At 72.1% G+C, this 25,335-nt stretch carries 24 protein-coding genes and 1 pseudogene; 12 read left to right on the top strand and 13 right to left on the bottom strand.

What is annotated here, in order from left to right; all coding sequences use genetic code 11:
• Nucleotides 1-89: 89 nt before the first annotated feature.
• Both cofD and QSK37_RS25805 read left to right on the top strand, forming a co-directional pair.
• Nucleotides 90-1,034, top strand: coding sequence for a 2-phospho-L-lactate transferase (gene cofD / locus QSK37_RS25810; protein ID WP_285625761.1), 945 nt, complete (start codon nucleotides 90-92; stop codon nucleotides 1,032-1,034).
• Nucleotides 1,035-1,098: 64 nt separating this feature from the next.
• Complete coding sequence (locus QSK37_RS25805) at nucleotides 1,099-2,373, top strand: coenzyme F420-0:L-glutamate ligase (protein WP_285625759.1); 1,275 nt, start codon at nucleotides 1,099-1,101, stop codon at nucleotides 2,371-2,373.
• A gap of 67 nt (nucleotides 2,374-2,440) precedes the next feature.
• Here QSK37_RS25805 and QSK37_RS25800 read toward each other — a convergent pair whose 3' ends face one another.
• From QSK37_RS25800 to QSK37_RS25790, 3 genes are read right to left on the bottom strand one after another with little or no spacing between them, the layout of a single operon-like run.
• Nucleotides 2,441-4,750 carry an alpha/beta hydrolase family protein gene (locus QSK37_RS25800; RefSeq protein ID WP_285625757.1) on the bottom strand — a complete coding sequence of 770 codons (2,310 nt, stop codon included), beginning with the start codon at nucleotides 4,748-4,750 and terminating at the stop codon, nucleotides 2,441-2,443.
• A gap of 15 nt (nucleotides 4,751-4,765) precedes the next feature.
• Nucleotides 4,766-5,458 carry a hypothetical protein gene (locus QSK37_RS25795; RefSeq protein ID WP_285625754.1) on the bottom strand — a complete coding sequence of 231 codons (693 nt, stop codon included), beginning with the start codon at nucleotides 5,456-5,458 and terminating at the stop codon, nucleotides 4,766-4,768.
• Nucleotides 5,455-6,381: an ABC transporter ATP-binding protein gene (locus tag QSK37_RS25790; protein ID WP_285625751.1), complete on the bottom strand. Its 927-nt coding sequence runs from the start codon at nucleotides 6,379-6,381 to the stop codon at nucleotides 5,455-5,457. The genes QSK37_RS25795 and QSK37_RS25790 overlap by 4 nt, the downstream gene beginning before the upstream one ends.
• Before the next feature lie 67 nt (nucleotides 6,382-6,448).
• Here QSK37_RS25790 and QSK37_RS25785 point away from each other — a divergent pair, with 67 nt between their 5' ends.
• From QSK37_RS25785 to uppS, 3 genes are all read left to right on the top strand, one after another.
• On the top strand, nucleotides 6,449-6,748 hold the full coding sequence (locus tag QSK37_RS25785) for a PadR family transcriptional regulator (RefSeq protein ID WP_285625749.1): 300 nt from the start codon (nucleotides 6,449-6,451) through the stop codon (nucleotides 6,746-6,748).
• Nucleotides 6,749-6,759: 11 nt separating this feature from the next.
• Nucleotides 6,760-7,527 carry a hypothetical protein gene (locus tag QSK37_RS25780; protein WP_285625746.1) on the top strand — a complete coding sequence of 256 codons (768 nt, stop codon included), beginning with the start codon at nucleotides 6,760-6,762 and terminating at the stop codon, nucleotides 7,525-7,527.
• Nucleotides 7,528-7,617: 90 nt separating this feature from the next.
• On the top strand, nucleotides 7,618-8,388 hold the full coding sequence (uppS, locus tag QSK37_RS25775) for a polyprenyl diphosphate synthase (RefSeq protein WP_285625743.1): 771 nt from the start codon (nucleotides 7,618-7,620) through the stop codon (nucleotides 8,386-8,388).
• A gap of 130 nt (nucleotides 8,389-8,518) precedes the next feature.
• Here uppS and QSK37_RS25770 read toward each other — a convergent pair whose 3' ends face one another.
• Together QSK37_RS25770 and QSK37_RS25765 are read right to left on the bottom strand one after the other, a co-directional pair.
• Nucleotides 8,519-9,037: a P-loop NTPase family protein gene (locus tag QSK37_RS25770; protein WP_285625738.1), complete on the bottom strand. Its 519-nt coding sequence runs from the start codon at nucleotides 9,035-9,037 to the stop codon at nucleotides 8,519-8,521.
• Nucleotides 9,034-11,586 (bottom strand): bifunctional FO biosynthesis protein CofGH, encoded by a 2,553-nt coding sequence (locus tag QSK37_RS25765; RefSeq protein WP_285625735.1) that lies wholly within the window; start codon nucleotides 11,584-11,586, stop codon nucleotides 9,034-9,036. Before QSK37_RS25765 ends, QSK37_RS25770 begins: the two co-directional genes overlap by 4 nt.
• Before the next feature lie 241 nt (nucleotides 11,587-11,827).
• Between QSK37_RS25765 and QSK37_RS25760 the strand changes: the two genes are divergently transcribed.
• Nucleotides 11,828-11,953, top strand: coding sequence for a hypothetical protein (locus tag QSK37_RS25760; RefSeq protein ID WP_285625732.1), 126 nt, complete (start codon nucleotides 11,828-11,830; stop codon nucleotides 11,951-11,953).
• On the opposite strand, the gene QSK37_RS25755 is transcribed toward QSK37_RS25760, so the two are convergent.
• From QSK37_RS25755 to QSK37_RS25730, 6 genes are all read right to left on the bottom strand, one after another.
• Entirely contained in the window at nucleotides 11,938-12,843 is a 906-nt protein-coding gene (locus QSK37_RS25755) for a DNA-3-methyladenine glycosylase family protein (protein WP_285625729.1), read from the bottom strand. The two genes, QSK37_RS25760 and QSK37_RS25755, sit on opposite strands and share 16 nt — an antisense overlap.
• 35 nt (nucleotides 12,844-12,878) lie before the next feature.
• Nucleotides 12,879-14,081, bottom strand: coding sequence for an alpha/beta hydrolase family protein (locus QSK37_RS25750; RefSeq protein WP_285625728.1), 1,203 nt, complete (start codon nucleotides 14,079-14,081; stop codon nucleotides 12,879-12,881).
• A gap of 89 nt (nucleotides 14,082-14,170) precedes the next feature.
• A complete protein-coding gene (gene manB, locus QSK37_RS25745) occupies nucleotides 14,171-15,223 on the bottom strand; it encodes a mannose-1-phosphate guanylyltransferase (RefSeq protein WP_285626177.1) in 1,053 nt (350 codons plus the stop codon).
• Nucleotides 15,224-15,270: 47 nt separating this feature from the next.
• Nucleotides 15,271-16,395, bottom strand: coding sequence for a glycosyltransferase family 4 protein (locus QSK37_RS25740; RefSeq protein ID WP_285625725.1), 1,125 nt, complete (start codon nucleotides 16,393-16,395; stop codon nucleotides 15,271-15,273).
• 96 nt (nucleotides 16,396-16,491) lie between these two features.
• Nucleotides 16,492-17,196, bottom strand: coding sequence for a class I SAM-dependent methyltransferase (locus QSK37_RS25735; protein WP_285625722.1), 705 nt, complete (start codon nucleotides 17,194-17,196; stop codon nucleotides 16,492-16,494).
• A gap of 82 nt (nucleotides 17,197-17,278) precedes the next feature.
• Nucleotides 17,279-19,090, bottom strand: coding sequence for a DUF2207 domain-containing protein (locus tag QSK37_RS25730; protein ID WP_285625719.1), 1,812 nt, complete (start codon nucleotides 19,088-19,090; stop codon nucleotides 17,279-17,281).
• Nucleotides 19,091-19,286: 196 nt separating this feature from the next.
• Here QSK37_RS25730 and QSK37_RS25725 point away from each other — a divergent pair, with 196 nt between their 5' ends.
• A complete protein-coding gene (locus QSK37_RS25725; protein ID WP_285625716.1) occupies nucleotides 19,287-20,231 on the top strand; it encodes a lysylphosphatidylglycerol synthase transmembrane domain-containing protein in 945 nt (314 codons plus the stop codon).
• Nucleotides 20,232-20,301: 70 nt separating this feature from the next.
• Here the strand turns inward: QSK37_RS25725 and QSK37_RS25720 are convergent, their stop codons facing one another.
• A complete protein-coding gene (locus QSK37_RS25720; protein ID WP_285625713.1) occupies nucleotides 20,302-20,868 on the bottom strand; it encodes a TetR/AcrR family transcriptional regulator in 567 nt (188 codons plus the stop codon).
• A 120-nt stretch (nucleotides 20,869-20,988) separates the two neighbouring features.
• On the opposite strand from QSK37_RS25720, the gene QSK37_RS25715 reads away from it, so the two are divergent.
• The 3 genes and pseudogenes from QSK37_RS25715 to QSK37_RS51800 form a co-directional block, all read left to right on the top strand.
• Entirely contained in the window at nucleotides 20,989-21,513 is a 525-nt protein-coding gene (locus QSK37_RS25715) for an SDR family NAD(P)-dependent oxidoreductase (RefSeq protein WP_285625710.1), read from the top strand.
• Between the two features lie 51 nt (nucleotides 21,514-21,564).
• Entirely contained in the window at nucleotides 21,565-22,722 is a 1,158-nt protein-coding gene (locus tag QSK37_RS25710; RefSeq protein ID WP_285625707.1) for an epoxide hydrolase family protein, read from the top strand.
• Nucleotides 22,723-22,879: 157 nt separating this feature from the next.
• Nucleotides 22,880-23,125: pseudogene (locus tag QSK37_RS51800) on the top strand (hypothetical protein); the annotation flags it as partial.
• 117 nt (nucleotides 23,126-23,242) lie between these two features.
• On the opposite strand, the gene QSK37_RS25700 reads toward QSK37_RS51800, so the two are convergent.
• Complete coding sequence (locus QSK37_RS25700; RefSeq protein WP_285625705.1) at nucleotides 23,243-24,166, bottom strand: NmrA/HSCARG family protein; 924 nt, start codon at nucleotides 24,164-24,166, stop codon at nucleotides 23,243-23,245.
• Between the two features lie 122 nt (nucleotides 24,167-24,288).
• Here QSK37_RS25700 and QSK37_RS25695 point away from each other — a divergent pair, with 122 nt between their 5' ends.
• Together QSK37_RS25695 and trxA are read left to right on the top strand one after the other, a co-directional pair.
• Entirely contained in the window at nucleotides 24,289-24,855 is a 567-nt protein-coding gene (locus tag QSK37_RS25695; RefSeq protein WP_285625702.1) for a TetR/AcrR family transcriptional regulator, read from the top strand.
• Nucleotides 24,856-24,947: 92 nt separating this feature from the next.
• The gene (gene trxA, locus QSK37_RS25690; RefSeq protein WP_285579202.1) at nucleotides 24,948-25,295 is read left to right on the top strand and encodes a thioredoxin; all 348 of its coding nucleotides are present in this window, start codon (nucleotides 24,948-24,950) and stop codon (nucleotides 25,293-25,295) included.
• Nucleotides 25,296-25,335: the final 40 nt, after the last annotated feature.

The raw sequence follows: 25,335 nt of genomic DNA, 5'->3' as shown, positions 1-25,335 counted from the left end.
GCTCCAGTGAGTAATCGGTTTGTGTCAGCTTCGCACAAGCGGATGGCCCGTCGCATTTGGTCCGGCCCAGTGATGCCAGACTTGTCCACATGCGCATCGTGGCACTCGCGGGCGGGATCGGGGGAGCCCGTTTCCTGCGCGGACTCCGGCACACCGCTCCCGAAGCGGACATCACCGTCATCGGCAATACAGGCGACGACATATCTCTCTTCGGGCTGCGGATCTGCCCCGATCTCGACACCGTGATGTACACCCTCGGCGGCGGCATCAATGAGGAGCAGGGCTGGGGGCGCGCGGACGAGACGTTCACCCTCCGGGAGGAGCTGGCCGCGTACGAGGTGGGGCCCGCGTGGTTCACCCTCGGCGACCGCGACTTCGCCACGCACATCGTGCGCACCCAGATGCTCGACGCCGGATATCCGCTGTCGGCGGTGACCGAGGCGCTGTGCGACCGCTGGCGGCCCGGCGTCCGGCTGCTCCCGATGACCGACGACCGCGTGGAGACGCACGTCGTCATCGAGGACGACGGGGGAAAGCGCGCGGTCCACTTCCAGGAGTGGTGGGTGCGCCTGCACGCCGGGACTCCGGCGCGGAGCATCGCCGCGGTCGGCGCCGACGACGCCAAGCCCGCCCCGGGCGTGCTGGAGGCGATCGAGGCCGCCGACCTGGTGGTCCTGCCCCCGTCCAACCCCGTGGTCAGCATCGGCACCATCCTCGCCGTGCCGGGCATCCGCGCCGCGGTCGCGGCCAAGACGGTGGTCGGGGTCTCGCCGATCATCGGCGGCGCCCCGGTGCGCGGCATGGCGGACGCGTGCCTGACCGCGATCGGCGTGGAGACCTCGGCCCGCGCGGTGGCCGCGCACTACGGCCCGGACCTGCTCGACGGCTGGCTGGTCGACACGGCCGATGACGGCACCGCCGGTGACCTCGACGGCATCGCCGTGCGGGCCCGGCCACTCCTCATGACCGACCTGGAGGCCACCGCGGACATCGCCCGCGCGGCACTCGACCTCGCCGAGGAGCTGCGGGCATGACCGAGCGAAGCGAGGGAATCGACAACACGCCTCAGTGGTCACGCCCTCCGACGAAGCAGGACTCATGACTCAAACATTCGAGGTCTTCGGTGTGCCCGGTCTGCCCGAGGTCCACGAGGGCGATGACATCGCGGCGCTGATCGCCGGCACGGACCTCCGGGACGGCGACATCGTGGTCGTCACCTCCAAGATCGTGAGCAAGGCGGAGGGGCGGGTCCTCGTCGCGGACGACCGGGAGAAGGCGATCGACGCCGAGACCGTGCGCGTCGTCGCGCGCCGCGGCGACACCCGGATCGTGCAGACGCGCCATGGCCTCGTGCTGGCCGCCGCGGGCGTGGACGCCTCCAACACCGAGCCCGGCACCGTGCTCCTGCTCCCGGTCGACTCCGACGCGTCGGCCCGCCGGATCCGCGCCCGGCTGCGCGAGCTGACCGGCGTACGCGCCGGCGTGATCGTCTCCGACACGCTCGGGCGTCCGTGGCGGATGGGCCTGACCGACGCCGCGATCGGCGCCGCGGGCGTACGGCCGATGGACGACCTGCGCGGGCGCACCGACGCGTACGGCAACCTGCTCACGGCCACGGCGACCTCGGTGGCCGACGAGGTCGCCTCGGCGGCGGAGCTGGTCAAGGGCAAGCTGGCCGGCGTCCCGGTGGCGGTCGTACGCGGCCTGCCCCACCTGGTCACCGAGGAGGACGGGCCGGGCGCGCGGGTGCTGGTCCGCCCGGCCGACGAGGACATGTTCCGGTACGGCTCCGCGGACGTCGTGGGCGCCCGCCGGACGATCCGCGAGTTCACCGACGAGCCGGTCGACCGCGCCGCCGTACGCCGCGCGGTGTCCGCCGCGATCACCGCGCCCGCCCCGCACCACACGACGCCGTGGCGGTTCGTGCTGGTGGAGGAGGCCAAGGACCGGCTGCTCGACGCCATGCGCGACGCCTGGGAGGCGGACCTGCGCGGCGACGGGTTCTCCGAGGAGTCCATCGCGCGCCGCCTGCGGCGGGGCGAGGTGCTCCGGCGCGCGCCGTACCTGGTGGTGCCGTGCCTGGTGGCGGACGGGGCGCACCCCTACCCGGACGCGCGCCGCTCCCGTGCGGAGCGCGAGATGTTCCTGGTCGCGATGGGCGCTGGGGTGGAGAACCTCCTCGTGGCGCTCGCCGTGGAGGGCCTGGGATCGTGCTGGGTGTCGAGCACGATGTTCTGCGCCGACGTCGTACGCGAGACCCTTGACCTGCCGGCGAACTGGGACCCGATGGGCGCCGTCGGCATCGGCCACGCCGCCGCGCCCCCGCGCGACCGCCCACCCCGCGACCCGGACGCCTTCATCGAGCTGCGCTGACGGCGCGATCGCGGTCGGGAGTCGATGAGGCTCTCGACGCGCGGCGTCGGCGGTTGTCGAGCGTCCGTCACCGCACCGCTGGCGTCGACCGTATCGTCGGCTGGATCCGTATCTGCGGGTAGGGCGTGGTCTGTCCGGTGAGGAGCGGTTCGGGGCTGCCGCGCAGGGCGTGGTCGACGAATGCGCTCAGGTAGGTGTTGGTGATCTGGAGCCCGAGGTCGCCGTCGATCGTGCCCAGCGCGAGCAGGGGGCGGATGGGGGCGGCCAGGTAGTAGGCGCCGTAGTCGGTGAAGTTGAAGTGCCGGGCTCCCTCGATCTGGTAGCGCCAAGCGGGCCCGGTGCCGGCGGTGAGCATCGCGTGGGCCGTGGCGACGTCGGAGCGGTCCGCGGTATCGGCGGGCCGGCAGGTGCCGGTCACGCAAGAGTCCTGAGCGGCGATGATCATCATGGGCTTGTTCAGGCCGGTGTGTGCGACCGGTCCGAACTGGGTGCCGTCGAGGTCGGCAGCGCCCGCGCAGTGCGGGTCGGTGCGGCATGCTTCCAGTGCGGCCGCACCGCCGAAGGAATGACCGACGTAGGCGGTACGCGCCGTGTCGACGCGCCCGGCGAACCGGCCGGTCAGGCCCAGCCGTGCGACTTGGGCGGCGGCGAAGCGCGCGTCGGCGGCCCAGATCCCGGTCAGACGGTCACCGGCCTCGGTGGCGGCGGCGGTGTGCAGGTCGGTGCCGTCGAACGCCGGGTTGCCGGAGGTCGTCGCGTGTACCGGGTGTGCGTGCAGGACGGTCAGGTTCGCGCTGTAGGTGGGGGTGACGCCGGCGACGAGGTAGCCGTGGCTCGCCAGGTTCTCGGCCAGCGTGGCGTACTGCGGCGCGGCGAACCCCAGGCCGGGTAGCAGCACGACGACCGGGAAGCGGCCACCGGCCGGTGGGACGTCCTCCAGAGCATGGGTTCGGACGGCGGCGAAGTCGGTCTCGCCCAGCCCCGGCAGGCTTGGCAGATGCAGTTGGTTCCAGGCGCCCGGGGCGTACGGCGCGCGGCGGCCACGGGCGCCCGGCACTGCGGGATACCACACCCATACGGACAGGTTCCGAGCGTTCCCCGGGGTGGGGGCGAGCGGGTCGGCGCGGGTGTGGTCGGTCCAGTCGAACATCGTGCGGCCGACGTGGTGCGGACCTGCCGGGGCGGGCAGCGTGACCGGCTGCGCGTGCAGTATCGCCACGGCGGCGACGTAACCGGCGCTCACGACCACCAACGCGGTCGCGGTCGCCGCGATCGATTTGACCGTACGGCGCACCCATCCGCGCCACCTTCGCGGGCGTCGGCGCGGCCTGGTCGGTCGGCTGAGAATGAGGACGGTGCCGAAGACGACCAGTGTGGTGGTGGCCGTGCCGGTGAAGGTGATCGTGGCGAACGCGACCGGTACGGGCAGCCGGCCCCCGCTGCCGAGCATCGGCCAGATGCTGCCGCGCAGCACCGCGGACGTGGGCAGGGCGAGCGCTCCGGCGACGGCGGCCATCCGGGCCGAGCGGCGTGCTCTGCCCAGACGCCCGGACAGCGTTCGATCGTCCGCATGCGGTACGACGATCCGTAGCGCCTTGTTGCAGATCATGATCAGGGCGAAGAACCCTCCCGAGCCGATCGCGTTCACGGTGACCGACAAGAGTGGGTCGGTCCAATGCTCGCCGAGCGCCTCCCCGATGCTGAGCGGGAGTTCGGTGACCAGGGCGATCGCCGCCGCGAGCGGCAGGACATGCCGCCGGGTGAACCCGATCACCTCGTCACGGCCCAGCACGCCGGCGAGCCGACGTCCGGTGCGGGGAAGGGCTCGTGCCACCAGTTCGGTCAGGGCTGGGAGGTCGTCCAGCCAGTCGCCCTCCGGCCCGCGGGCGTCGCGCGGCGGCAGTCGGCGGAACGCCCGCCACTGCGTCAGTAGTCCTGCCGCCACCGCCGCGGTGAGGGGGGCAAGCGCTGCTATGAGCCAGGGTGTGCCGTGGTTCCAGAGCCGATGGTCGGCCCGTACGGTGACCGCGAGCCAGTCGGTGACGACGGTGGCGGCGACCAGCAGGGTGCACACGAGCGCGGCCCGCAGCAGCTGCCCGACCCGGAACACCGGCTGGCAGCCGCATCCGCGTAGCAGCCGAGCGCGCGTCACGGTCAGCACGGCCAGCGCCGGGACGATGAGCTGGGTGAAGGACACGACGCCGTCGTACGGGTCGTCCTGCCACGGGCTGCCCGCCCGAATGGCGTGAACCTGGGTCGTCAGGAAGGCGAACACCGTGAAGGCCGCCGCCCCGGCGACCGAGACCCACAACGCCGTCACCGCGGCCGATCGTGCCCGGTGCCCAACCGTGAGGAGCACCATCTCAGAACTCGTCAAAGGAAGGTCGCTCCTTCAGCTGTTGATATCGCGGCGCAGGAAGAAGACCAGCGCGGCCGCGTCGAGCAGGACGAGCGGGAGGGTGGCGTGGAACACGGCTTCGGCCGTCGTACCGCCCGGGGCGACGTGGCCGAGGGTGAAGTCGTGCAGGACGGAGCCCGGCAGCCACCTGTCGAGCCGCGCGGAGCGGCCCTGCAGGACGGCTTCGGCGGGCAGGATCCAGCCGAGGGTGACGGTCAGGGCGACGGGCACCGACCGGGTCATGACCCCCGTGGCATGCCCGAAGACCGAGAGGGCCGCGCAGGCCAGGGCGAGCTGCGCCGTCGCGGTGGCCATGGCGCCGACGGGGGGAACGCGGCCGAACACCCCGCTGACCAGGTAGGCGCCCAGTCCCATGAGCACGGCGGTGCCCACCGCGATGGTGAGCGAGGCGGCGAGCTTTCCCAGGAACACCGGACCTCGCGACCGGGTAGAGATGATCCACGGCCGGATCGTCCCGGTGCTGAAGTCGCCGGCCGTGACGGTCGCGGCCCGGCCCATGAGCAGGGTCGCGATGAAGATGGCGGCCTGGCGGAATCCCCACAGCGGCGGCTCGTGCTGTGGCCCGGCGTTCGACATGCTGAAAACAGCCAGGCAGAGGCAGAGCAGCAGCAGGCAGCCGGTGGCTCGACTGGCGGAACGGAGCAGTTCGGCGCGGTAGGTCCTCATGAGCGGGCTCCGGAGATCGCGGCGTGGAACGCCTCTTCCAGGGTCGGTGTGATGTGGCCGAGCTCGACCAGCTCGATGCCGGCGTCGACCGCGGTGGTGAAGACGCGCTGGGCCGCGCGGTCGGGGTGTCGGCCGTCGGCCGGAACTCGGACGCCGTCCGTGGCCTGCCGGGCCGCGATCCCCTCGTCCTGGAGGCGTGCGGTGAGCCGGGCCATCGCCTCGGCGTCCTGTGCCCGGACGCGCAGGCTCGGCGGCCCCACGAACGACGCGAACGGGCCGTCGTAGAGGACCTGCCCCTCGTGCATGACGGTGAGGGTGTCGGCGACCCCTTCGAGCTCCCGGAGCATGTGCGTCGACACGATCACCGCGGTTCCACGGTCGGCGATGCGCCGGACCATCACGCGCAGGTGGGCGGTGGCCTCCGGGTCGAGGGCGTTGGTCGGCTCGTCGAGCAGGAGGACGGCGGGTGATCCCAGCAGCGCCACGGCGATGGCCACTCGCTGCCGGTAGCCCTGGGACAGGGCACGGACACGGCGTGACATGACCTGATCAATCCGGGTCAGCGTTGCGACGGATTGGACGTCGTCCGGGTGCGCGCCGGTGAGGATGCGATGAATCCGCAGGTTGTGGCGCACCGTCAATCCGGTGAACAACGCAGGAGCCTCGATCATCGCGGACAGCGAGCGCCGCCCCTGCTCGGCCGGCACCGTCACCGCACCCCCCATCGGCTTGATCAGGCCGGTCATGATCCGCATGAGGGTCGATTTACCGGCGCCGTTGAGGCCGACCAGCGCTGTCACCTCGCCGCGCCGGGGCGCCCAGGAGACCGAGCGGACGGCGTTCGCGGATCCGAACTTCTTCGTTACGTCCGTCACGACCACGGGGTTTCCGTCGTTCATGACCGCAAGGTTTCCGTCGTTCATGACCGCAGATAGTACACGGCGCGTAGTACTTGTCGCGTAGTAAGGTGGGCGGTGAGAGGAGGTGCTGATGCAAGCGAACGATGCTCAGACGCTGGTGCTGTGCGTACTTGCGGAAGGGCCGCTGCACGGTTACGCCATCAACACCGCGATCGAGGAGCTGACCGGGCGGCGGCTGGGGCCCGGCAGTCTGTACGGGGCCCTGACCCGACTGGAGACCAAAGGGCTGATCGAGTCGCTCGACGAGAGCGGCCGCCAGCGTCCGGTCCAGCTGACCCCTCAGGGCCGTCAGGTCCTGGAACGGGAGCTGCGGGCCATGGAGCGGGTCGCCGCCGCAGGCCTGCGCAACCTCGGGGCGCATCCGGCGTGAACATCGCGCGGATGCTGGTCAGGCTCTACCCGGCCGCCTTTCGGAGCCGGTGGGGTCCGGCCCTGGAAGGCGAGATAGGGACCGGCGGATGGAAGGCATGGCCCAACGTGCTGGCGGGGATCGCCGACATGTGGCTGCACCCGGTCGTCTGGCCCGCTGAGTCCTGCACGCAACGCTACCGACGGGCTGCGACGATGGCGGTCGCGGTCTCTGCCGTCTGCTGGTTCATCACGCATGCGGTCATGGAGTTGCACGCCCCGCTGCCGGTGAAGACCGCCGGGTCCTGGCCGATGAGCGTGTGCAGCCTCCTGATGCTCCTCGGGCTCGCCCTCGTCGCACCTCGACCCCGCATGACGCTCAACGCCGTGATCGCGGTGGTTCGTTGCGCGGCCGCGCGATTCGCCGTCCCGGTCGCGCTCGGCGCGGGCGTGGTGGTCTGCGTTGACACCGGCGCGTACACGGCCGCGCCGACGCTGCTGCGACCGGTGCTGCTCGCCTGCTGGTGGACCGCACTGGCGCTCGCGGCGATCCAAAGTTGCCGGATCGTCGCGGCCTTCGGTCAGGCCGTGGTCGTGCCGCCCCGCCCCGGCCGTCTGAAACTCGGCCTGTGGGTTCTGGCGGCCGCGGTGACCGCGCCTGGTCCCATCCTGCTCCACGCTTCCACGACGAACGGGCATCTCGACCTGCTGTCCGCCGCGTCGGGTGCCGGACTGCTCGTCTTGGTGCCGGCGTTCGCCGGAACCCTGTACGACATTCGTCACCTGTCGCCGGCCGACTGAGCGACGCCCACAACGCCCCGAGCCCGGTCGCGTGTTTCCTCACGACTCCGAGGCGCGCCGATGACGGCGCCCGACAGCGGAAGGTGCCAGATGATCGGTCCGCTCTACTCGTTCTACGCTCGCCGCCTGCGTCGGCGGGTCATGGCCGGTTCGCTGCCCGAGCACGTCGGGCTGATCATGGACGGCAACCGCCGGTGGGCCCGGCAGATGGGCCTGGAGAACCCGAGCCTCGGGCACAAGTACGGCGCCGAGCACGCCGAGAACGTCCTGTCCTGGTGCGAGGCCGTCGGGATCAAGCACGTCACCGTGTTCCTGTGCTCGACGGAGAACCTCCAGAACCGTGGTGACGCCGAGGTCGCCTTCCTCATGCAGGTCATCGAACAGCTGGTGGCGGACCGGCTCGGCCGCCGGGACGCCCGCTGGCGGGTGCATGTCGCCGGCGTGCTCGACGCGCTGCCCGATACGACGGCCCGTGCCCTCAAGGACGCCGTGGAGGCCACTCGCGGCTGTGCGACCGGCGCCCACGTCACGCTCGCCGTCGGGTACGGAGGCCGCCAGGAGGTGATCGACGCCCTGCGTGAGCACCTGTACGACCGGGCCGAGGCCGGAGAATCCCTCGCCGACGTGGCGTCGACCCTGACGGTGGACGACATCGCCCGGCACCTCTACACGGTGGGCCGGCCCGACCCGGACCTCATCATCCGCACCAGCGGCGAACAGCGGATGTCGAACTTCCTGCTCTGGCAGAGCGCCTACGCCGAGCTGTACTTCTGCGAGGCCAACTGGCCTGCGTTCCGTGAGATCGACTTTCTGCGGGCGCTCCGCAGCTTCGCCGCCCGACAACGCCGCTACGGCGCTTGAGAAAGCCCGCGGACTGCCCGTTTCGCGAACCGGACAGCCTCGTCCTGCACGGTCCGCCCGGGTCGATCGGGCACACAGGCGACCGAACGGCGGCCGCGGTCCGACTCGAACCGTTCCCGGCCTGATCGGGTCAGGCCTGCCGTAGCCAGTGACGGGCCTGGCGTGCGGTGCGCAGGCGGACGACGGTGACGCCGGGGAACCTCGCCGCCCGCGCGGCGGTCGCCTCGCGGCGGGAGGCGGCCTGCGACCAGGCCCAGCGGATCGGGTGGGACGGGCGCAGCCAGTCGCGGGCGCTCTCGCGGTTGCCGTTCCACAGCTCGCGGCGCGTCACCGCGCGGGCCACCGAACGGCGTACGACACGCCACATCACGGTGCGCCGGGGCAGGTCCAGCCAGATGACCGTGTCGGCGCGCTCCCACAGCAGGTCGCCGAGGACGCGGTGGTACTGGTCCTCGGTGACCCAGCGGTCCTCCGCGGCGAGGCGGCGCACGTCCGGGAGGAACCCCGGACGCGGCGTCCACCCCGGGCCGTGGTGCAGCGCGTCGAGTTCGTGGCGCGGCAGGCCCCAGCGGACGGACAGCCTCCGCGCGAGCGTGGTCTTGCCCGCGCCGGAGATCCCCGCGACCAGGACGCGGCGGGGCGGGGTCAAGACACGATGGGCAGGAAGTGCCCCACCCCGTCCGTGGCGCGGGCCGCCGCGACGCGTTCGGCCGGGACCTCGCCGTACATCGTCATGCGCTGGCGGGCCGGGCGGCCGGCGCGGGCGGCGATCTCCTCCAGCGCCGACATCGTCTTGAACGAGCCGTTCTCCGAGCCCGCCATGCGGCTGATGGTCTCCTCCATGAGGGTGCCGCCCAGGTCGTTGACGCCGCCCTGGAGCACCTGGGTGCACAGTTCGTCGTCGAGCTTGACCCAGGAGCACTGGATGTTGGGGATCGCGCCGTGCAGCAGGATGCGCGCGAGGGCGTGCACCGCGCGGTTCTCCCGCCGGGTCGGGCCGGTACGGGCCAGGCCGGCGAGGTAGATCGGCGCGTTCTGGTGCACGAACGGCAGGAGCACGAACTCGCTGAAGCCGCCCGTGCGCTCCTGGATCGAGCGCAGCAGCTTCAGGTGCGCCACCCAGTGCGCGGGGGTGTCCACGTGCCCGTACATCATCGTCGAGGTCGTCGGGATGCCCAGCTCGTGCGCGGTGGTGACCACCTCGACCCACTCGGCGGCGGGCAGCTTGCCCTTGGTGAGCACCCAGCGCACGTCGTCGTCGAGGATCTCCGCGGCGGTGCCGGGCAGCGAGTCGACGCCCGCGGCCCTGGCCTCGGTCAGCCAGTCGCGGATGGACAGGTTCGTCCGGGACGCCCCGTTGACGACCTCCATCGGGCTGAACGCGTGCATGTGGATCTCGGGCGCGCGCTTCTTCACCTCGCGCGCCAGGTCGAAGTAGGCCGTGCCGGGCAGGTCGGGGTGGATGCCGCCCTGCATGCAGACCTCGGTGGCCCCGGCCGCCCACGCCTGGTCGACGCGGTCGCCGACCTGGGACAGCGAGAGTGTGTACGCGTCGGCGTCGGTGCGCCGCTGGGCGAAGGCGCAGAAGCGGCAGCCGGTGTAGCAGACGTTGGTGAAGTTGATGTTGCGGGTGACGACGTACGTCACGTCGTCGCCGACCGCGTCGCGCCGCAGGTCGTCGGCGAGCCGGGCCAGCGCGTCCAGCTCCGCGCCGTCGGCCTGGAGCAGCGCCAGGGCCTCCTCGTCCGACAGCCCGCCCGGGTCCCGCTCCGCGCTGCGCAGCGCCGACGCGACGTCCGCGTCGAACCGCTCGACCGGCCGGATCCGCTCGCCCACCTCGGCCCAGTCGCCGTACACCTCGTCGAAGTCCTCGCGCCGGTCGGCGCTGCGGCCCGCGGTGTCGATGGCGACGTGCAGGTCCGTACGGCCCTGGTCGGCCCAGCCGCCGTCGGGCTCCTGCCAGGGCAGGCCCTCGGGAATGACGTCCTCGCGGGCCAGGCCGGACGGCTCGGCGAGGGCGGCGACGTGGGCGGCCAGGCGCGGGTCGAGCCAGGGTTCGCCGCGCAGGACGTACTCGGGGTAGATCGTCAGGCGTTCGCGCAGCGTGAAGCCGCTCTCGGCGGTGCGCGCGGCGAGGTCGTCGATCTGGGGCCACGGGCGCTCGGGGTTGACGTGGTCCGGGGTCAGCGGTGAGACGCCGCCCCAGTCGTCGATGCCGGCCCGCAGCATCAGCTCGTACTCGGCGTCCACGAGGTTAGGCGGCGCCTGGACCCGGATCTTGGGGCCGAGGACCAGCCGGGTGACCGCGATCGTGGCGGCGAGTTCCTGGAGGTCGGCGTCGGGCATCGACCGCATCTTGGTGTCCGGCTTGGCGCGGAAGTTCTGGACGATGACCTCCTGGATCCCGCCGTACTCCCGCGCGACCCTGCGGATCGCGAAGATCGACTCGGCCCGGTCGCGCACCGTCTCGCCGATGCCGATGAGGACGCCCGTGGTGAACGGGACGCTGGAGCGTCCCGCGTCCTCCAGCACGCGCAGGCGTACCGCCGGGTCCTTGTCGGGCGAGCCGAAGTGCGCCTGGCCTTTCTCCTCGAACAGCCGGCGCGAGGTCGTCTCCAGCATCATCCCCATCGACGGCGCGACGGGCTTGAGCCGCTGGAGGTCCTGCCAGGTCATGACGCCGGGGTTGAGGTGCGGCAGCAGGCCGGTCTCCTCCAGCACCCGGATCGCCATCGCGCGCACGTAGGAGAGCGTGTCGTCGTAGCCGTGCGCGTGCAGCCACTCGCCGGCCTGCTTCCAGCGGTCCTCGGGCCGGTCGCCGAGGGTGAACAGCGCCTCCTTACAGCCCAGCGCGGCGCCCTGGCGAGCGATCTCCAGGACCTCGTCGGGACTGAGGTACGGGGCGTCGAGGCGGCCGGGGACGGTGGCGAACGTGCAGTAGCCGCACCGGTCGCGGCACAGGCGGGTCAGCGGGATGAACACCTTGCGGCTGTAGGTGATGACGCCGGGCCGGCCCGCCGCCTCCAGGCCCGCGTCGCGCACGCGGGAGGCGTGTTCGAGCAGCGTGTCGAGTTGTTCTCCCCGGGCGGCCAGCAGGACTTCGGCCTCGGTGACGTCGAGCGCCTTGCCGTCGCGGGCGCGGGCGAGCGCCCGCCGGACGGCGGTCGGCGGCGGGGACCCGTCGGCGAGATCGGTCACGAGCCCTCCTTCGCCGGGGGACGGACCGGGCGCGCCGGTCCCTCGATTCGCTCACTCCGTTCGCTCATGTCCGGAACATACGCCGAGGCCGTGCCCGGTATTCCCGTCGCCCCCGGCGTTGCGGCCGAAGCTTCAGCGACGCTTACCGGTTCCGTACAGAAACGCTCGCTGGTGCTGAACGTTTTCACCGCGCACACTTAAGCAGCGAAACGACAAACACTCCTTACTCCGGGAGACCGTCATGGCCTGGATCATCCTGTCCTTCATCGTCGCCCTCGCCGTGCTCGGCCCGCTCTACGGCGCCGACACCCGCGACGGCCGCTCAAGCCACTTCGGGCCGGCCTGGCGCCGTCAGAACGCGCGGTAGTCGCGTACGGACATCCGCGGCCCGCGGCGGGGCGGGCCGCCGCCGGACAGCTCCAGCATCCGGGTGACCCGGTAGCGGTGCCCGGCGTACGGCTTCAGCAGCTCGAGCATCCCGGCGTCGTCGACCTTCTGCCCGGTCAGGGCCCAGCCGACGATGCCGGGGATGTGGTAGTCGCCGACGGAGACCGCGTCGGCGTCGCCGAGGGCCCGCTGCCGTACCTCGGCCGACGTCCAGACCCCGATGCCGGGCAGTGAGCGCAGCCTCCGGTCGGCCTCGGCCGTGTCGGCGACCTCCAGCCGGCTCGCCACCCGCGCGGCGCCGATGATCGTACGGGCCCGCACCGCTTCGATCCCCGACCGGTGCCATTCCCACGACGGGATGGTGGCCCAGACCCGGGGCGGCGGCGGCACCCGCAGCGGCCACCGCAGGTGCGGCGGCTGCGGACCCGGCGCGACCTCGCCGAACCTCCGGACCAGGTAGCGCCAGGCGCGCCAGGCCTCCTTGCCGACGACCTTCTGCTCCAGCACGGCCGGCACGAGTGCCTCGAAGACGTTGCGGCTCCGGCCGACGCGGAAGTGGCCGAACCGGACGGCGGCCGTGCGCAGGATCTCGTGCGCGGGCGTGAACGACGTCGGGTCGTCGGCGGCACCGAGGAGCTCGGGCAGGCCGTCGAGCAGCCACTCCGCCCCCGGCCCCCACGCCCGGCCCTCGACCGTGTCGCCGCGCCGCAGGACCCGCAGCGTGCCGGGCCCCTCCGGCGTCGTCGACGCGCGCCACACCGCGCCGTCGGGACCGACCGTGTACGCCGGGTCGCCCGAACCGCGCCGGTGCGGCCCCAGCGTCAGGTTCAGGTCCACCGGCCATGAAGGCAGCCACTCGCGGGTGAGCATGGTTCTCGTCCTGAGCTTACGTGGTTTCGCCGTTCTTACAGGGAGGCGAACCAGCGTACGACCTGCGGCACGGAGCGGAACGCGGAGCCGTTGTGGTCGGTCGCGCCGACGTCGGTCAACGGCGCGTCGACCCCGTGCTCGCGCAGCTGCGCCTGGCAGTGCCGCGCGTTGAGGATCGTCACGTCCTTGTCGCCGTGCGCGGCGAAGATACGGATCGGCACCCCGGGCCGCCAGCTGGAACAGGTGTCGTCGTTCTCGCGCAGCGCGCGGGCGAGGGAGCCGTCGGGGTGGTCGAGCCGCGCGATGAACTCCGGCCGGAGCAGCTCCTGCGGCGTCGCGGGCAGTCCGGCGAAGATCTGCGCCCCGCTGTGGTCACCGTCGAAGAGAGTCTCCACGGTCTCGTCGTACGGCTTCCGGAACACCTCGGACGGCGAGGCGTAGAAGTGGTGCAGCCGGTTCATCGACGTCGTCCAGTAGCCGAGGTAGAAGGTGACCTCCTGGGGCGACAGCCGATCGCCGTGGAGACCCACCGGGATCTCGGCGTGCTCGACGTCGTACGGGCCGCTGATCGGAGCGAGTGCGACGAGCCGCCCGCGCGCCTGCAGGACGCGGCCCAGCGCCATCGCCGCCGCGCCGCCCTGGGAGAAGCCGGTGACCCGCACCTTCGAGGTGAGCGAGCGGCCGTGGTCGGCGGCGACCTCACCGGCCGCACGGAGCATGTCCAGCGAGGCGGTCGTCTCCGAGGCGTGGTCCATGTACGGGTGGTGCCCCGGCCCGAGGCCGAGCCCGAGGTAGTCGGGGGCCACCGTGCCGAACCCGGCGGCGGCCATGAGCGCCGCCGCGGCCCGGTCGTAACTCTCGGCGGAGGTCGTCGCCGCGTCCAGCCGCGTGGGGTTGGTGCCGTGTTCGTAGGCGACCGTGCGCAGCGTACGGTCCTTGTTGCGCGGCAGGATGAGCAGGCCGCTGGCGGTGGTCGGCGCTCCCGTGGGGGTGATCGTCCGGTAGACGATCGCGTACTCGTCGATCCCGTACCTGGGCGCCGGCGACCCGAAGTTCATCGTGTCCAGGTACGAGGCCGTCTGCTCCCGGGAGAGACCGGCGATCTTCTTGGCGGAGACCACGCGGCCCCGTCCGCCGGAGTCATCCCCGTGCGGTGACGTGGCCGACGACCGGGTGGGCGCCGAGACGACCCCGACCAGGGCGAGCCCGGCGAGAGCGGCGGATGAAAGAATCCTCATGCCGACGAAACTAGGCACGCCGCCCGTCCCGCCCCAGCCGGTCAGACCCCGGGCGGGGGTGTACCCAGCACCACTTCTCGGCGCCGGCCTCAGACGTCGCTGGAGAACCGCACCGCGGTCGGCGGGAGCTGGGTGCCGGGCCACAGCCGCAGGCCGCCGCGCAGTTCGTTGCCCGCGCCGACCATCGCGCCGTCGCCGATCACCGTCTCGTCGAGCACCGCGCCCGCGCAGATGCGGGCGCCCCGGCCGATCACCGAGCGGGAGACCCGCGCGCCCTGCTCGACCACGGCCCCGTCGAACAGCACGCTGGACTCCACCGTCGCGCCCGACTCGACCACGGCCCCGGCGCCGACGGCCGTACCGCCGGAGACCGCGGCCTCCGGGGCGACCACCGAGCCGTTGAGGAACAGCACGCCGCCGCCGGGCGTGACCGCCGGCGACGTCATCCGGCCGAGCACCAGGTCGCACGAGCCCTGCACGAACGTGCTCGGCGTGCCCACGTCGAGCCAGTACGCGCCCTCGACGTACCCCATGATCGTCTCGCCGGCGGCGAGCAGGCCGGGGAAGGTCTCGTACTCCACCGAGACGACCCGGCCCTCGGGGATGGCCTCGATCGCCGAACGCCGGAAGACGTAGCAGCCCGCGTTGACCTGGTTGGTCGGCGGCTTCGGCGACTTCTCCACGAACTCGATGACCTTGCCCTCGGAGGTCGTCGGCACGGCGCCGTAGCGGCGCGCGTCGTTGACCAGGGTCAGGTGCATCGTGACGGCCGCGCCGGACTTCTCGTGCATCATGATCTGGGCCGCCAGGTCGTGGCCCGACAGGATGTCGCCGTTCAGCACGACGACCGGGCTGTCGGCGTCGCACGTCAGCTCGCGCGCGGCGTTGCGGATCGCGCCGGCCGTGCCGAGCGGCTGGTCCTCGGTGACGTAGACGAGTTCGAGGCCGAGCCGCGAGCCGTCGCCGAACGCCTCGGTGAACATCGACGCGCGATAGGACGTCGCGAAGACGATGCGCCGGATTCCGGCCGCGCGGGCCTTCCTGAGCAGGTGCTCCAGCAGTGGCACGCCGGCGGTGGGAAGCAGCGGTTTGGGGGTGGAGATGGTCAGCGGCCGCAGCCGCGTGCCCTTACCTCCGACCAGCAGAATCGCTTCCAGCGTGTCCCTCCCTTATCGGTGTGGCGGCCACACTACTGCTCGGCGGCGCGCCGGTAGGAAGCGAGATGCGCCTCGGCGGACGCCGTCCAGGTGAACTCCGCGGCGCGGGCGGCGGCCGCCTCGGCGAGCGCGCGCCGGCGGGCGTCGTCGGCGATCAGCGTGCTCAGCGCCGCGCCGATGCTCTCGGCGTCGGGCTCGGTGTAGGCGACGGCCTCACCGCCCACCTCCGGCAGCGACGAACGGTGCGTCGTCAGCACGGCCGAGCCGCAGGACATCGCCTCCAGCACCGGCAGCCCGAAGCCCTCGCCCCGGCTCGGCAGTGCGACGACGAGCGCGCCGCCGAAGAACCCCGGCAGCGACGACCAGCGCAGATAGCCCGGCCGCAGCACTCTCAGCTGGTGCGGGACGTCGGCGAGCGCCGCGTCGACCTCGTCGTCCCAGCCGCCGCTGCCCGCCAGCACGAGGGCGGGCGCGTCCTTCAGGCCGTCGGCGGCGCGCACCCAGCCGCGGATGAGGTTCGGGACGTTCTTGCGCGGCTCCAGCGCGCCGAGGAACGCGATGTACGGGTGGCCGTGCAGGCCGAGCCGGTCGGAGACGCGCCGCCGCTCGTCCTCGCCCGGCGGGTGGAAGATCTCGTGGTCGACGCCGTGGTAGGCGACGTCGATGCGCGTCGGGTCGGCGCGCAACAGCCGGACCATCTCGTCACGCGTCGCCTTGGACGGCACGATCAGCCGGGCCGCGCGGCGTACCGCGGTGCGCGTGGCCGACTTGATGTAGGTCGCCTTGACCGGGTTGTGCACCTCCGGCTCGGCGAAATAGGTGACGTCGTGCACCGTGACGACCACGGGCACCCCCGGCCGCAACGGTGTCGAGTAGTACGGCGCGTGGATGACGTCGGCGGCGACCTGCTTGGCGATGAACGGCAGCCCGGTCTGCTCCCAGGCCAGCCGCGCCGGCCGGTGCACGATCGCCGGCGGCCCCGAGACGACACGGGCCTTCGGTGCGAGCGCGGCGTAGCGCTCCTCATCCGATCGCTGGCAGGCGACGGCCAGATCGGCGTCCGCGCGGTGCAGCGCGGCGATCAGGCCGTCGACATATCGCCCCAGCGCACCGCGGTCAGCGGGTACAGCGGTCGCGTCGACGAGGACCCGAGGCACCACGTTGACAGTCGCCCCCTCGTTAGGTGCCGAAGTGGTGGGGATCACTCCCCGATCGGAAGCCTACGCCGATCAGTCCGGAACGGGGGGACGTCACTATTTCTTGCGCGCCCTGATCAGCACGATGCTGCCGCGGTCATTGGGACTGCGGCGGTCGGCGAGTGCCACGAGGGGCGTCAGCGGCGCGGCGGCGTTGAAACCGACCCGGCCCCCGTACGCCGACAGCGACAGGTAGAGGCGCTCGGTGGTCCGGCTGCGGAACTGGTAGGAGTAGTCGACCAGCTCCATGCCGCGCTCGCCGAGCAGCCCGGCCAGGGTCTCGTGCGTGTAGGTGTGCTGCACGTGGTACTTCTCGCAGTGCGCCTCGCGGAGCTTGGGCCAGTCGCGCGACCGGCTCAGCACGTCGGCGGACATGAACAGCTCGCCGCCCGGCTTGAGGATGCGCGACATCTCGTCCAGCGCCGTGCCGCCGTCGTCGAAGTGCTCGATGGCGCACACCGACAGCAGCGCGTCGAAGGACTCGTCGGCGAACGGCAGCCGGAGCGCGTCGCACTCGATCAGCGCCGGCGTGTACTTGAGCGTACGGCCGTAGAGCATCTTGCCGCGGGCCAGGTCGATGGAGACCGCGTACGCGCCGCGCTTGCGCGCCTGCCCCGCCCAGTAGCCGTCACCGCCGGCGACGTCGAGCACCCGCTTGCCGCGCAGGTCGTCACCCATCCAGCGGAGAAGCGTCCCGGCCTCACGGAAACGGCACACGTGCACCTGATGGCCCACGAAGGCCTTTGCGTCGTTGAGTTTCATCGCGACCCCACTCTACGGGCGGAACCTGAGCGGTATCCGCTGATCACCGAGTGTTCACCGTTTGCTTCCGCCGTACGGCCCGTCACCAGGAGCCGCCTCCTCCGCCGCCCGCACCGCCGCCGACCGAGAAGCCGCCGCCGGAGCTCGATCCGGAGCCCGAACTCGATCCGCTGGAAGACGGCGCCCTGGTGGTCGAGGAGACCGCCGAGAGGATCGCCGTGGCCATCAGCGGTCGGTACAGGGACGCCCTTGCGCGCCGGTGCCCGGACGCCGGAGGCACCGTCGACTTCTCCGCCGCCTCGGACCAGCGGTCGGCCACGCCGAGGGCCACCGCCCAGGCGGTGTACTGGTCCAGCGCTCCGGCCTCGGCCGCCTTCTCCACATGCTCGGCGCCCGCTCCGGCCAGGTAGCGGCGGAAGGACTCCACTTCGAGCCACAGCTTCGACCCCCGAGGGGTGCGGACCAGCGTCTCGTCCGCCCAGGCGAACAGTGCGACGCTCGCGCCCGCCACGGCCGCCCCGATGGGCAGCAACACCGACCAGTACCCGTGCACACCTCCCGCGGCGGCACCGGCGACGCCCACGGCGATCAGACCGGCCAGGGCACCGACCACACCGCCGAGCACGAGACGTCTTCTCAGCCTCTCCCGGCCCGGCTCCCACAGGCCACTGCCGTCGAGCCACCCTCTCAGCTGATCGGCGATCTTGTTCCAGGCCTTCGTGAAGTACGGGTCGTAGGAGCCGCCGAGCACCAGCGAGTCACGACCCACGAATGCCTGGTCCAGCACGTCCCGGACGGCACGGTCGTCGCGCGTGACCTCCTCCCGCGACGGGCGGGTGAGGGTGGGATACGAGTCGTTGTCGTCGCCCAGGACGAGGTAGCCGTCGATCGTGGTGCTCAGCAGCCAGGCCACCTGGTGCCTGGGCCAGACGAACTCGTCGAGCAGAAGGCCGCCCTGCGCCGGGGTCAGCTCCTCCGGCGGGGACGACGCCTCGGTGGCCAGGGAGGCCAACCGCGTGACGTCCACGCGGCGCACCTTGCCGGCCGGCGGGGAGCCTGGCAGCGCGTCGGCGGCGATCCGCTCACGCCCGGCCCTCCGCATCACCCACCCCACCAGCAGCCCGGCGGCCAGAGCGATCCCGGCGGCGTACAGCCCGGCCCACAGCACACCGGGCCGGTCGGCGAGGACGACCGGGCCGGAGGGCTCGGCCGGCGACGGTGGCGCGGCGGCGAGCCTGCCGGCGGAGGTGGCGTACAGCGTGGCGCCCTGACCCGCCTTCAGCGCGTCGAGCCCGAGCGTGAGCTGCCCCGGCTGCGGCCGGCCGGCCCGACACGGGTTCCTGGAGCCGGACCGGCCGCTGACGCAGCGGACGTCACCGAAGGCGAAAGGCCCGGTCACCTGGATCTCGATGTGGCTGAGCGGGACCTGCCACCCGGTGCCCACGGCGTTCCAGGCGAGCTTCCCGCCGGGGGCGACGCCCTCCAGCGGGTACTGGATGCGATAGCGGTGATGGCCGCTGATCAAGTGGTCGGCGTCACCGATGAGAATCCGGGTCTCACCGTGATCGCCCCAGTAGGGATCCACGTCGTACGGGACCGGCTTGCCGTCCATGGTGACGCTCACCTTGGCGTCCTCGGGTATGCCGGGGACGTCGCGGAAGATGCCGTGCCGGCGGTTGGCTCCCCCGAAGTCGTAGTCGATCACCTCGGTGACGCGGGCACTGCCGTCGGCGGACAGTTCCGCCTCGACCCACATGCGGGCGACACGCTCGTTCTGCCCCAGCAGCGTGGTCAGCGCCGCGACCCCGCCCACCACCAGCGCCACGACGACCGCCCATACAACCCTCCGGCGCCGCCGCCGGCGCACCTCGCCCGCCGTCCTGCCGCCGCTCACGGCACACCCCTATCCCCCGCGCGGGCCGACTTATCGGCCTATGCGCACGTCGTGAGGCCGCAGCGTACGTGAGCGGCCGAGCGGGAAGTTCGACGAAGGCCCGTACCGCCGGGTTCCGGCGCGAACGGGCCGTTGTTCATCAGGCGGGCGCGAGCGTGATGCCCGGGCCAGGCCGGGCAACGACTACCCTGACCGGGTGATCTCCCGGCTGCGAGCGAGTCGCCTGCCGCGCGTGGCGCTGGTCGTCGTCGCGCTCGCCTTCTGCGTGTACGGCCTGGCGTCGCGCTGGGACGACACCCGCCATGCGCTGACGGCCTTCTCCTGGCCGTACATGGTCGCCGCGCTCGTCGCCGGCGTCGCCGGGCTCGGCGCCTGGATGCTGGGCTGGCGGTCGCTGCTGGCCGGGATGGGCTCGCCGCTACCCCTGCGGGCGGCCGTGCGGGTCTACTTCGTCTCCCAGCTCGGCAAGTACATCCCCGGCTCGGTGTGGGCGCTGGTCGCCCAGATGGAGCTGGCGAAGGAACATCGCGTACCCCGCCAGCGCGGTGCGACGGCGGCCCTGCTGGCGATGGCCACCACGATCGCCACCGGCTGCGCGGCGGCGGCCGTGACCTTGCCGCTGACCTCGTCCGATGCCACCCGTCGCTACTGGTGGCTGCTGGTGCTCGCGCCGATCTTCCTGGCCCTGCTGCACCCGCGGATCGTGGCGTGGGCGCTCAACCGGGCACTCCGGCTCGCCCGGCGCCAGCCCCTCGACCGTACGGCGGGCCTGGCCACGATGATCCGCGCGGTGGCCTGGACGGCACTGGGCTGGCTCCTGTTCGGCGCGCACGCCTGGCTGCTGGTCCGCGCGGCGGGCGGGTCGGGGTTCTTCCTGTCCACCGGCGCGTACGCGCTCGCGTTCACCGCCGGATTCCTGGTCGTCATCGCACCAGGCGGCGTGGGGGTACGGGAGGCGGCGCTCACCGTGACACTGGGCCCGGTCCTGCCCGCGGGCGCCCCACTGATCGTCGCCCTGGCCTCAAGGGTCGTGATGACCGTCGCCGACCTGGCATGGGCGGGCGCGGCGGTGCTCCTGGGCTCCCGCCACCCGGCCCTCGAAGAGGCCGAACTCCTGGAGGAACAGCCGGGCACCCGGTGACCGACGCCCGACACGTACGGCTTCGGCCACCGGCCGTCAGGCGAACGGCACCGACATCGCCCGGCCGCGTTCACTGGCCAGGTTCGACGAGCGCGGCGGCGGCGTTCGCGATCCGTTCGCGCAGATCCTGTGGGTCGGGGGCGCCTCCGAACACCATCGAGCCGGCGATGGGCAACGCCTGGGCCCACGTCGCCAGCGCCAGGATGCCGTACAGGACGAACCGTGCGGTCTCGTCGTCGGTACCCGGAGGCACGAGCCGCTGTGCGGCCTCGGTGTAGAAGCGCGTTCGCCGCGCCGCGGCCTCCGGTGAGATCCGCTGTCGCTGCAACGACTCCCACATCAACAGGCGGATCAAATGCGGGTTCGACCGGTGGAAGTCGAATGTCGCGGCCGCGTAGGCGGCCGGGTCGGTCAGTCCGGCGGCCGGCTTGAGTTCCGCCGCCTCGGTCAGCGCGGCCGAGAGCACCGCCTCGAAGAGCTGTTCCTTGTTGCCGAAGTGGCCGTAGATCCGCTCCTTGTTCACTCCCGCGGCCCCGGCGATGCGGTCCACCCGAGCGCCCTCGAGACCATGCTCGGCGAACTCCGTCCTCGCGGCATCCAGCAGCCGTCTACGGGTCTCCTGCGTGTCACGTGCCATACGACGATCATATCGAGGCGTCAACTGAACCGTTGGTTCCGTACAGCCAAGCCGACCCTCGCATTTCGCTGCCTCTCGCCTGCTAGCATCAGCTACAACCAAACAGTTGGTTGGAGCTACGTGAATATCCAGAAGGTCATCGCCATCACGGGCGCCGGCCGGGGACTCGGGCGCGCGCTCGCCCTGGGGCTCGCGGCGGAGGGTGCGCGCATCGCCCTCCTAGAACGCGACGGCGCGGACCTCGATGCGGTCGCCCGCGAGATCGAGCAGAGCGTGCCGAGCGCGGAGGAGCCACTGGCTCTCAAGTGCAACGTCACGGACGAGGCCGCCGTCGCCGAAGCGGTCGGCGCCATCGACGGCCGATGGGGGCGGATCGATGCCCTGGTCAGCAATGCGGGACTGATGCTCCCCGCGGAGAAGCTGCGACTACTGCACGCCGACATCCGCGACGTACGCCGTCTGACCGACACCCCGGGCATGCGCGGCACCGTCGAAGACGGGTACGCCGAGCGCGTCGCGTCGGCGTACCCGGGCGGGCGAGTCGACCGGCCCGAGGACATCGTTCCCTTCGTGCGCTTCCTGTGCGCCGACGAGTCCATGCACCTGTCCGGCACCCTCCTGCCGATCCGCCCGGTCACCGGCTGAACGCGACCGCCGCGCGACCACGTCAACGCGACCGTGGAAAGGAACCTCCCGATGAGTGACCGCCAGAATGCGGAGATCACCTCGTTTCGGCCCGTCGTGCCGGATCACGAGATCAACGACCTGAGAGAACGCCTCAGCCGAGCCCGGCTCCCCGAACCGGAGACGGCACCCGGTTGGGCGCAGGGCATCCCCCTCGACTACCTGACCGAGCTCATCCGCTACTGGCGCGATGAGCACGACTGGCGGCGCGTGGAGGGCGAGCTGGCCTCGCGCGGACAGTCGCACACGATCCTCGACGGCCTCGGCATCCACTTCCTCCACATCCGGTCCTCGCGGCCGGATGCTCGTCCCCTGCTGATCACGCACGGGTGGCCGGGATCGGTCATCGAGACCCTCGACGTGATCGACGCGCTCGCCGAGCCGTGCGACGGCGAGCCCGCGTTCCACCTCGTCATCCCGTCCCTGCCCGGGTTCGGCTACTCCCAGAAGCCGGCCGAGGCGGGGTGGGGCATCGAGCGCATCGCCGATGCCTGGGTCGCGCTGATGACCCGGCTCGGCTACGAACGGTTCCTCGTTCAGGGCGGCGACTGGGGCGCCATGGTCACGATCACGATCGCCGTGCGCCACCCCGAACGGGTCGCCATGATGCACACCACCGTGCCCTGGGCGCCGCGCCCCGAGGGATTCGACGACAACACGCTCACGCCGACCGAGAAGCGCTGGCTCGAGGAGTACGCCGAGTTCGGGCGGTCAGGGCGGGGCTACGCGCTCCAGCAGTCCACACGCCCGCAGACGATCGGGTACGCGCTGGTCGACTCGCCGACCGCCCAGCTCGCCTGGATCGCGGAGAAGTTCTTTGACTTCTCCGACTCAGAGACCAACCCCGAGGAGGCGGTGTCCCGGGATCGCATCCTCGACGACGTCTCGCTGTACTGGTTCACCCGCACCGGCGCGTCCGCGGCCCGGCTGTACTGGGAGAGCTTCCGCGGCCTCGGCATGTCCGACACGAACACGCCCGTGACGGTGCCGGCGGCCGTGACGGTCTTCCCCCGCGACCTTCAGAAGCTGCCCCGCTCATGGGTCGAGGAGCGCTACCGCGACCTGCGCCACTGGAGTGTGGCCGAGCACGGGGGCCACTTCCCGATGCTCGAAGTGCCCGAAGCCTTCTGCGCGGAGATCCGCACGGCATTCGCGAACGCTCCGGCGTGACAGCCGTGGCCGCGAGAAGGAGGGGGGCTGAGCCCATGAGGTCGTCCACGCTCTCCTGGCCGTGGGCGGCCCACTCACTCACGACGAACGCGCGGCCGCGCTCCCCCGGCGTGCGGTGACCGGCGAGGCCGTCTCATGAGACTCCCCCAAGGCGACGATGACCTGCTCAGACGCCGGGAGGTGGCGGAGCTCTTCGGGGTCCGTACGGTGGGCACGCGACGGCAGGCTCACGCCGATCCGCACTCCCGGCGGTCACCGTCGCTACCGCCTCGCGGCGATCCGCCGCCTCCTCGAGGCCGAACGCGGCGAATCGGGCGATGCCCTACGGCAACGCGCCGAGGACGCGGTACGCCTCTACGAGCCGGGCTGGAGCATCCGCCAGGTCGCCGACAAGTTCGGCACCGGCAACGGCGTCATGCGGCGGATCCTCCGGCAGAACACCACCCTGCGAGGCCGGGGCGACCGGCTGGACGGTCGACCGCCGTGGCGTGGACTCGGCGACCCCGGGCCAAGAAAACGGTCAGGCCGCTGCCCGCATGTGCTCCCGCGCCCACTCCTCGAAACTCGTGAGCGGGAGGCCGAGGGCCCTCGCGTACTCCGGGCGGCCCGGCTGGCCAGCCACGTTCAGCCACTCGTGGGTGGCTCCCATCGCGGGCATTCCGGCGGCGAGGGCCTCCTCCTCGGTCATGTCCGGCGCGGTCAGCCGTGTGCCCAGGGCGCGGGAGAGGACCTCGGCGATCTCCTTCATCGACAGATGGTCGCTCGCCAGCTCCAGCTCCACCCCGTCGAACCGCTCCGGCGCGGCGACGGCCGCGGCGGCCGCCCTGCCGATGTCGTCCACCGCGACCAGGGACAGCCGGGTCTCGGGGTTCAGGACGCTCACCAGACCGCCCTCGACGCCGCGCGGGAACAGGAACGCCATTGACGGGAGGAAGTTCTCCATGAAGAAGCCCGGCTTGAGCAGCGTCCAGTGCGGGAAGCCGGCCTCGCGGACCCGGTCCTGAATCGCACTCTTGGCGCCCAGGGTGCCCTCCATCGAAGCCCACCGGCCCTCGGCCCAGCCCGGAACCTCGGTGTGCCGGCCGGCGCCGGTGACGGACGTGTGCACGAACTGCGGCACTCCGGCGGCCTTCGCGCCCTCGACGAGGTTGACGCCCTGGGCGATCTCCCCTTCGAAGTCGAAGGCATCGCCGACGATCGCGGGCATCTGCACGGAGAAGACCGCGCGGGCGCCCTCGGCGGCCCGGATCACGGAGTCGCGGTCGTGGAGATCGCCGGTGACCAGTTCGGCGCCGAGCGCCTCGACGGCCCTGGCCCGGTCCGTGGACGGGTCGCGCACCAGGGCGCGTACGGGAACGCCCGCCGCACGCAGGGCACGGGCGGTGGCCCCGCCCTGCCTGCCGGTGGCGCCGGTGACCAGGACGGGCGCGGAGTATGTGGACATGGTGCTCCTCGGGGTGCTCGACACTAAACGGCGGGCCCCGCCGTTTTCTCCGCGCTACGATATGGCGGGGCCCGCCACTTAACAACCCCGCCGCATGACAACCGACCCTGGAGACGAGGCCGATGCCCGACCGCCAGCGCGCGGACGCCCGGCGCAACTACGGGCGCATCCTCGCCGTGGCCGAGGAGGAGATCGCCGCCCACGGCGCCGACGCCTCCCTGGAACAGATCGCCCGCATCGCGGGGGTCGGCTCGGCGACCGTGCGCCGCCACTTCCCCACCCGGCGCGCGCTGCTGGAGGCGGTGTCCCGGAAACGGATCGAAGCCCTGGCCGCCCGCGCCCAGGCCCTGACCGGCGAGAGCGACAGCCGGGCCGCGCTCCTGGAATGGCTGAGTGACGTCGTCGCCTACTCCGCCTCCGCCCGGGGGCTGGCGGCCGCGCTGACCTACGACGGGACCGAGCCCGACCCGTTGCACGACAACACCTGCGCGGCGGTGATGCGAGAGGCGGGAGATCCCCTGCTGCACCGCGCCATGCAGGACGGCACGGTGCCCCCCGGCGTCACCATCGCCGACCTGATCGCGCTGATCGTCGGCATCGTCCTCGCGACGGAGCACCATCCGGACCCCGCCGCCGCGGCGGACCGGCTGTTCCGGCTGTCCGTCGCGGGACTGAGCCCCCGGACTTGAGGCCGGCAGTGCGGGAACAACTTGGGCGGTTCGCGACTTTCAGCGTGAGACGTCGCCGCCGTACGGGCGGTGCGCCCGGAAGGAGACATCTGATGGCGGACGCGGCCGCGCCCTTTACCGTGACCGACGCGACCTTCGACGAGGCGGTGCTGGCGAGCGAAACGCCCGTGCTGGTCGACTTCTGGGCGACCTGGTGCGGACCCTGCCGCATGATCGCTCCGGTGCTCGACCAGATCGCCGAGGAGCACGGCGACAAGCTCAAGATCGCCAAGCTGGACTACGACGCCAACCCGAACGTTCCGAACCGCTACGGCGTCATGGGTCTGCCCACCCTGCTGCTGTTCAAGGGTGGCGAGCCGGTACAGCAGATCGTCGGGGCCAAGCCCAAGCGTGCCCTGCTCAAGGAGCTCCAGCCCCACATCGAGGGCATCAGCGCCTGAGACACCCCGTACCCGGCGCGCCGTCCGGCGAGGCGCGCCG

It is taken from the genome of Actinoallomurus iriomotensis, assembly GCF_030269445.1.
In the GTDB taxonomy this organism is placed as follows: domain Bacteria; phylum Actinomycetota; class Actinomycetes; order Streptosporangiales; family Streptosporangiaceae; genus Actinoallomurus; species Actinoallomurus iriomotensis.
Note: the sequence above shows the minus strand (reverse complement) of the source record. Positions and strands in the feature narration are given on the sequence as shown.

Bases quoted from the DNA above. Each gene is read 5' to 3' on its own strand.
- cofD (WP_285625761.1), top strand. From the start codon at position 90: ATGCGCATCGTGGCACTCGCGGGCGGGATCGGGGGAGCCCGTTTCCTG.
- QSK37_RS25805 (WP_285625759.1), top strand. From the start codon at position 1,099: ATGACTCAAACATTCGAGGTCTTCGGTGTGCCCGGTCTGCCCGAGGTC.
- QSK37_RS25795 (WP_285625754.1), bottom strand. From the start codon at position 5,458: ATGAGGACCTACCGCGCCGAACTGCTCCGTTCCGCCAGTCGAGCCACC.
- QSK37_RS25790 (WP_285625751.1), bottom strand. From the start codon at position 6,381: ATGAACGACGGAAACCTTGCGGTCATGAACGACGGAAACCCCGTGGTC.
- QSK37_RS25785 (WP_285625749.1), top strand. From the start codon at position 6,449: ATGCAAGCGAACGATGCTCAGACGCTGGTGCTGTGCGTACTTGCGGAA.
- QSK37_RS25780 (WP_285625746.1), top strand. From the start codon at position 6,760: ATGCTGGTCAGGCTCTACCCGGCCGCCTTTCGGAGCCGGTGGGGTCCG.
- uppS (WP_285625743.1), top strand. From the start codon at position 7,618: ATGATCGGTCCGCTCTACTCGTTCTACGCTCGCCGCCTGCGTCGGCGG.
- QSK37_RS25760 (WP_285625732.1), top strand. From the start codon at position 11,828: ATGGCCTGGATCATCCTGTCCTTCATCGTCGCCCTCGCCGTGCTCGGC.
- QSK37_RS25755 (WP_285625729.1), bottom strand. From the start codon at position 12,843: ATGCTCACCCGCGAGTGGCTGCCTTCATGGCCGGTGGACCTGAACCTG.
- QSK37_RS25750 (WP_285625728.1), bottom strand. From the start codon at position 14,081: ATGAGGATTCTTTCATCCGCCGCTCTCGCCGGGCTCGCCCTGGTCGGG.
- QSK37_RS25735 (WP_285625722.1), bottom strand. From the start codon at position 17,196: ATGAAACTCAACGACGCAAAGGCCTTCGTGGGCCATCAGGTGCACGTG.
- QSK37_RS25720 (WP_285625713.1), bottom strand. From the start codon at position 20,868: ATGGCACGTGACACGCAGGAGACCCGTAGACGGCTGCTGGATGCCGCG.
- QSK37_RS25710 (WP_285625707.1), top strand. From the start codon at position 21,565: ATGAGTGACCGCCAGAATGCGGAGATCACCTCGTTTCGGCCCGTCGTG.
- QSK37_RS25700 (WP_285625705.1), bottom strand. From the start codon at position 24,166: ATGTCCACATACTCCGCGCCCGTCCTGGTCACCGGCGCCACCGGCAGG.
- QSK37_RS25695 (WP_285625702.1), top strand. From the start codon at position 24,289: ATGCCCGACCGCCAGCGCGCGGACGCCCGGCGCAACTACGGGCGCATC.
- trxA (WP_285579202.1), top strand. From the start codon at position 24,948: ATGGCGGACGCGGCCGCGCCCTTTACCGTGACCGACGCGACCTTCGAC.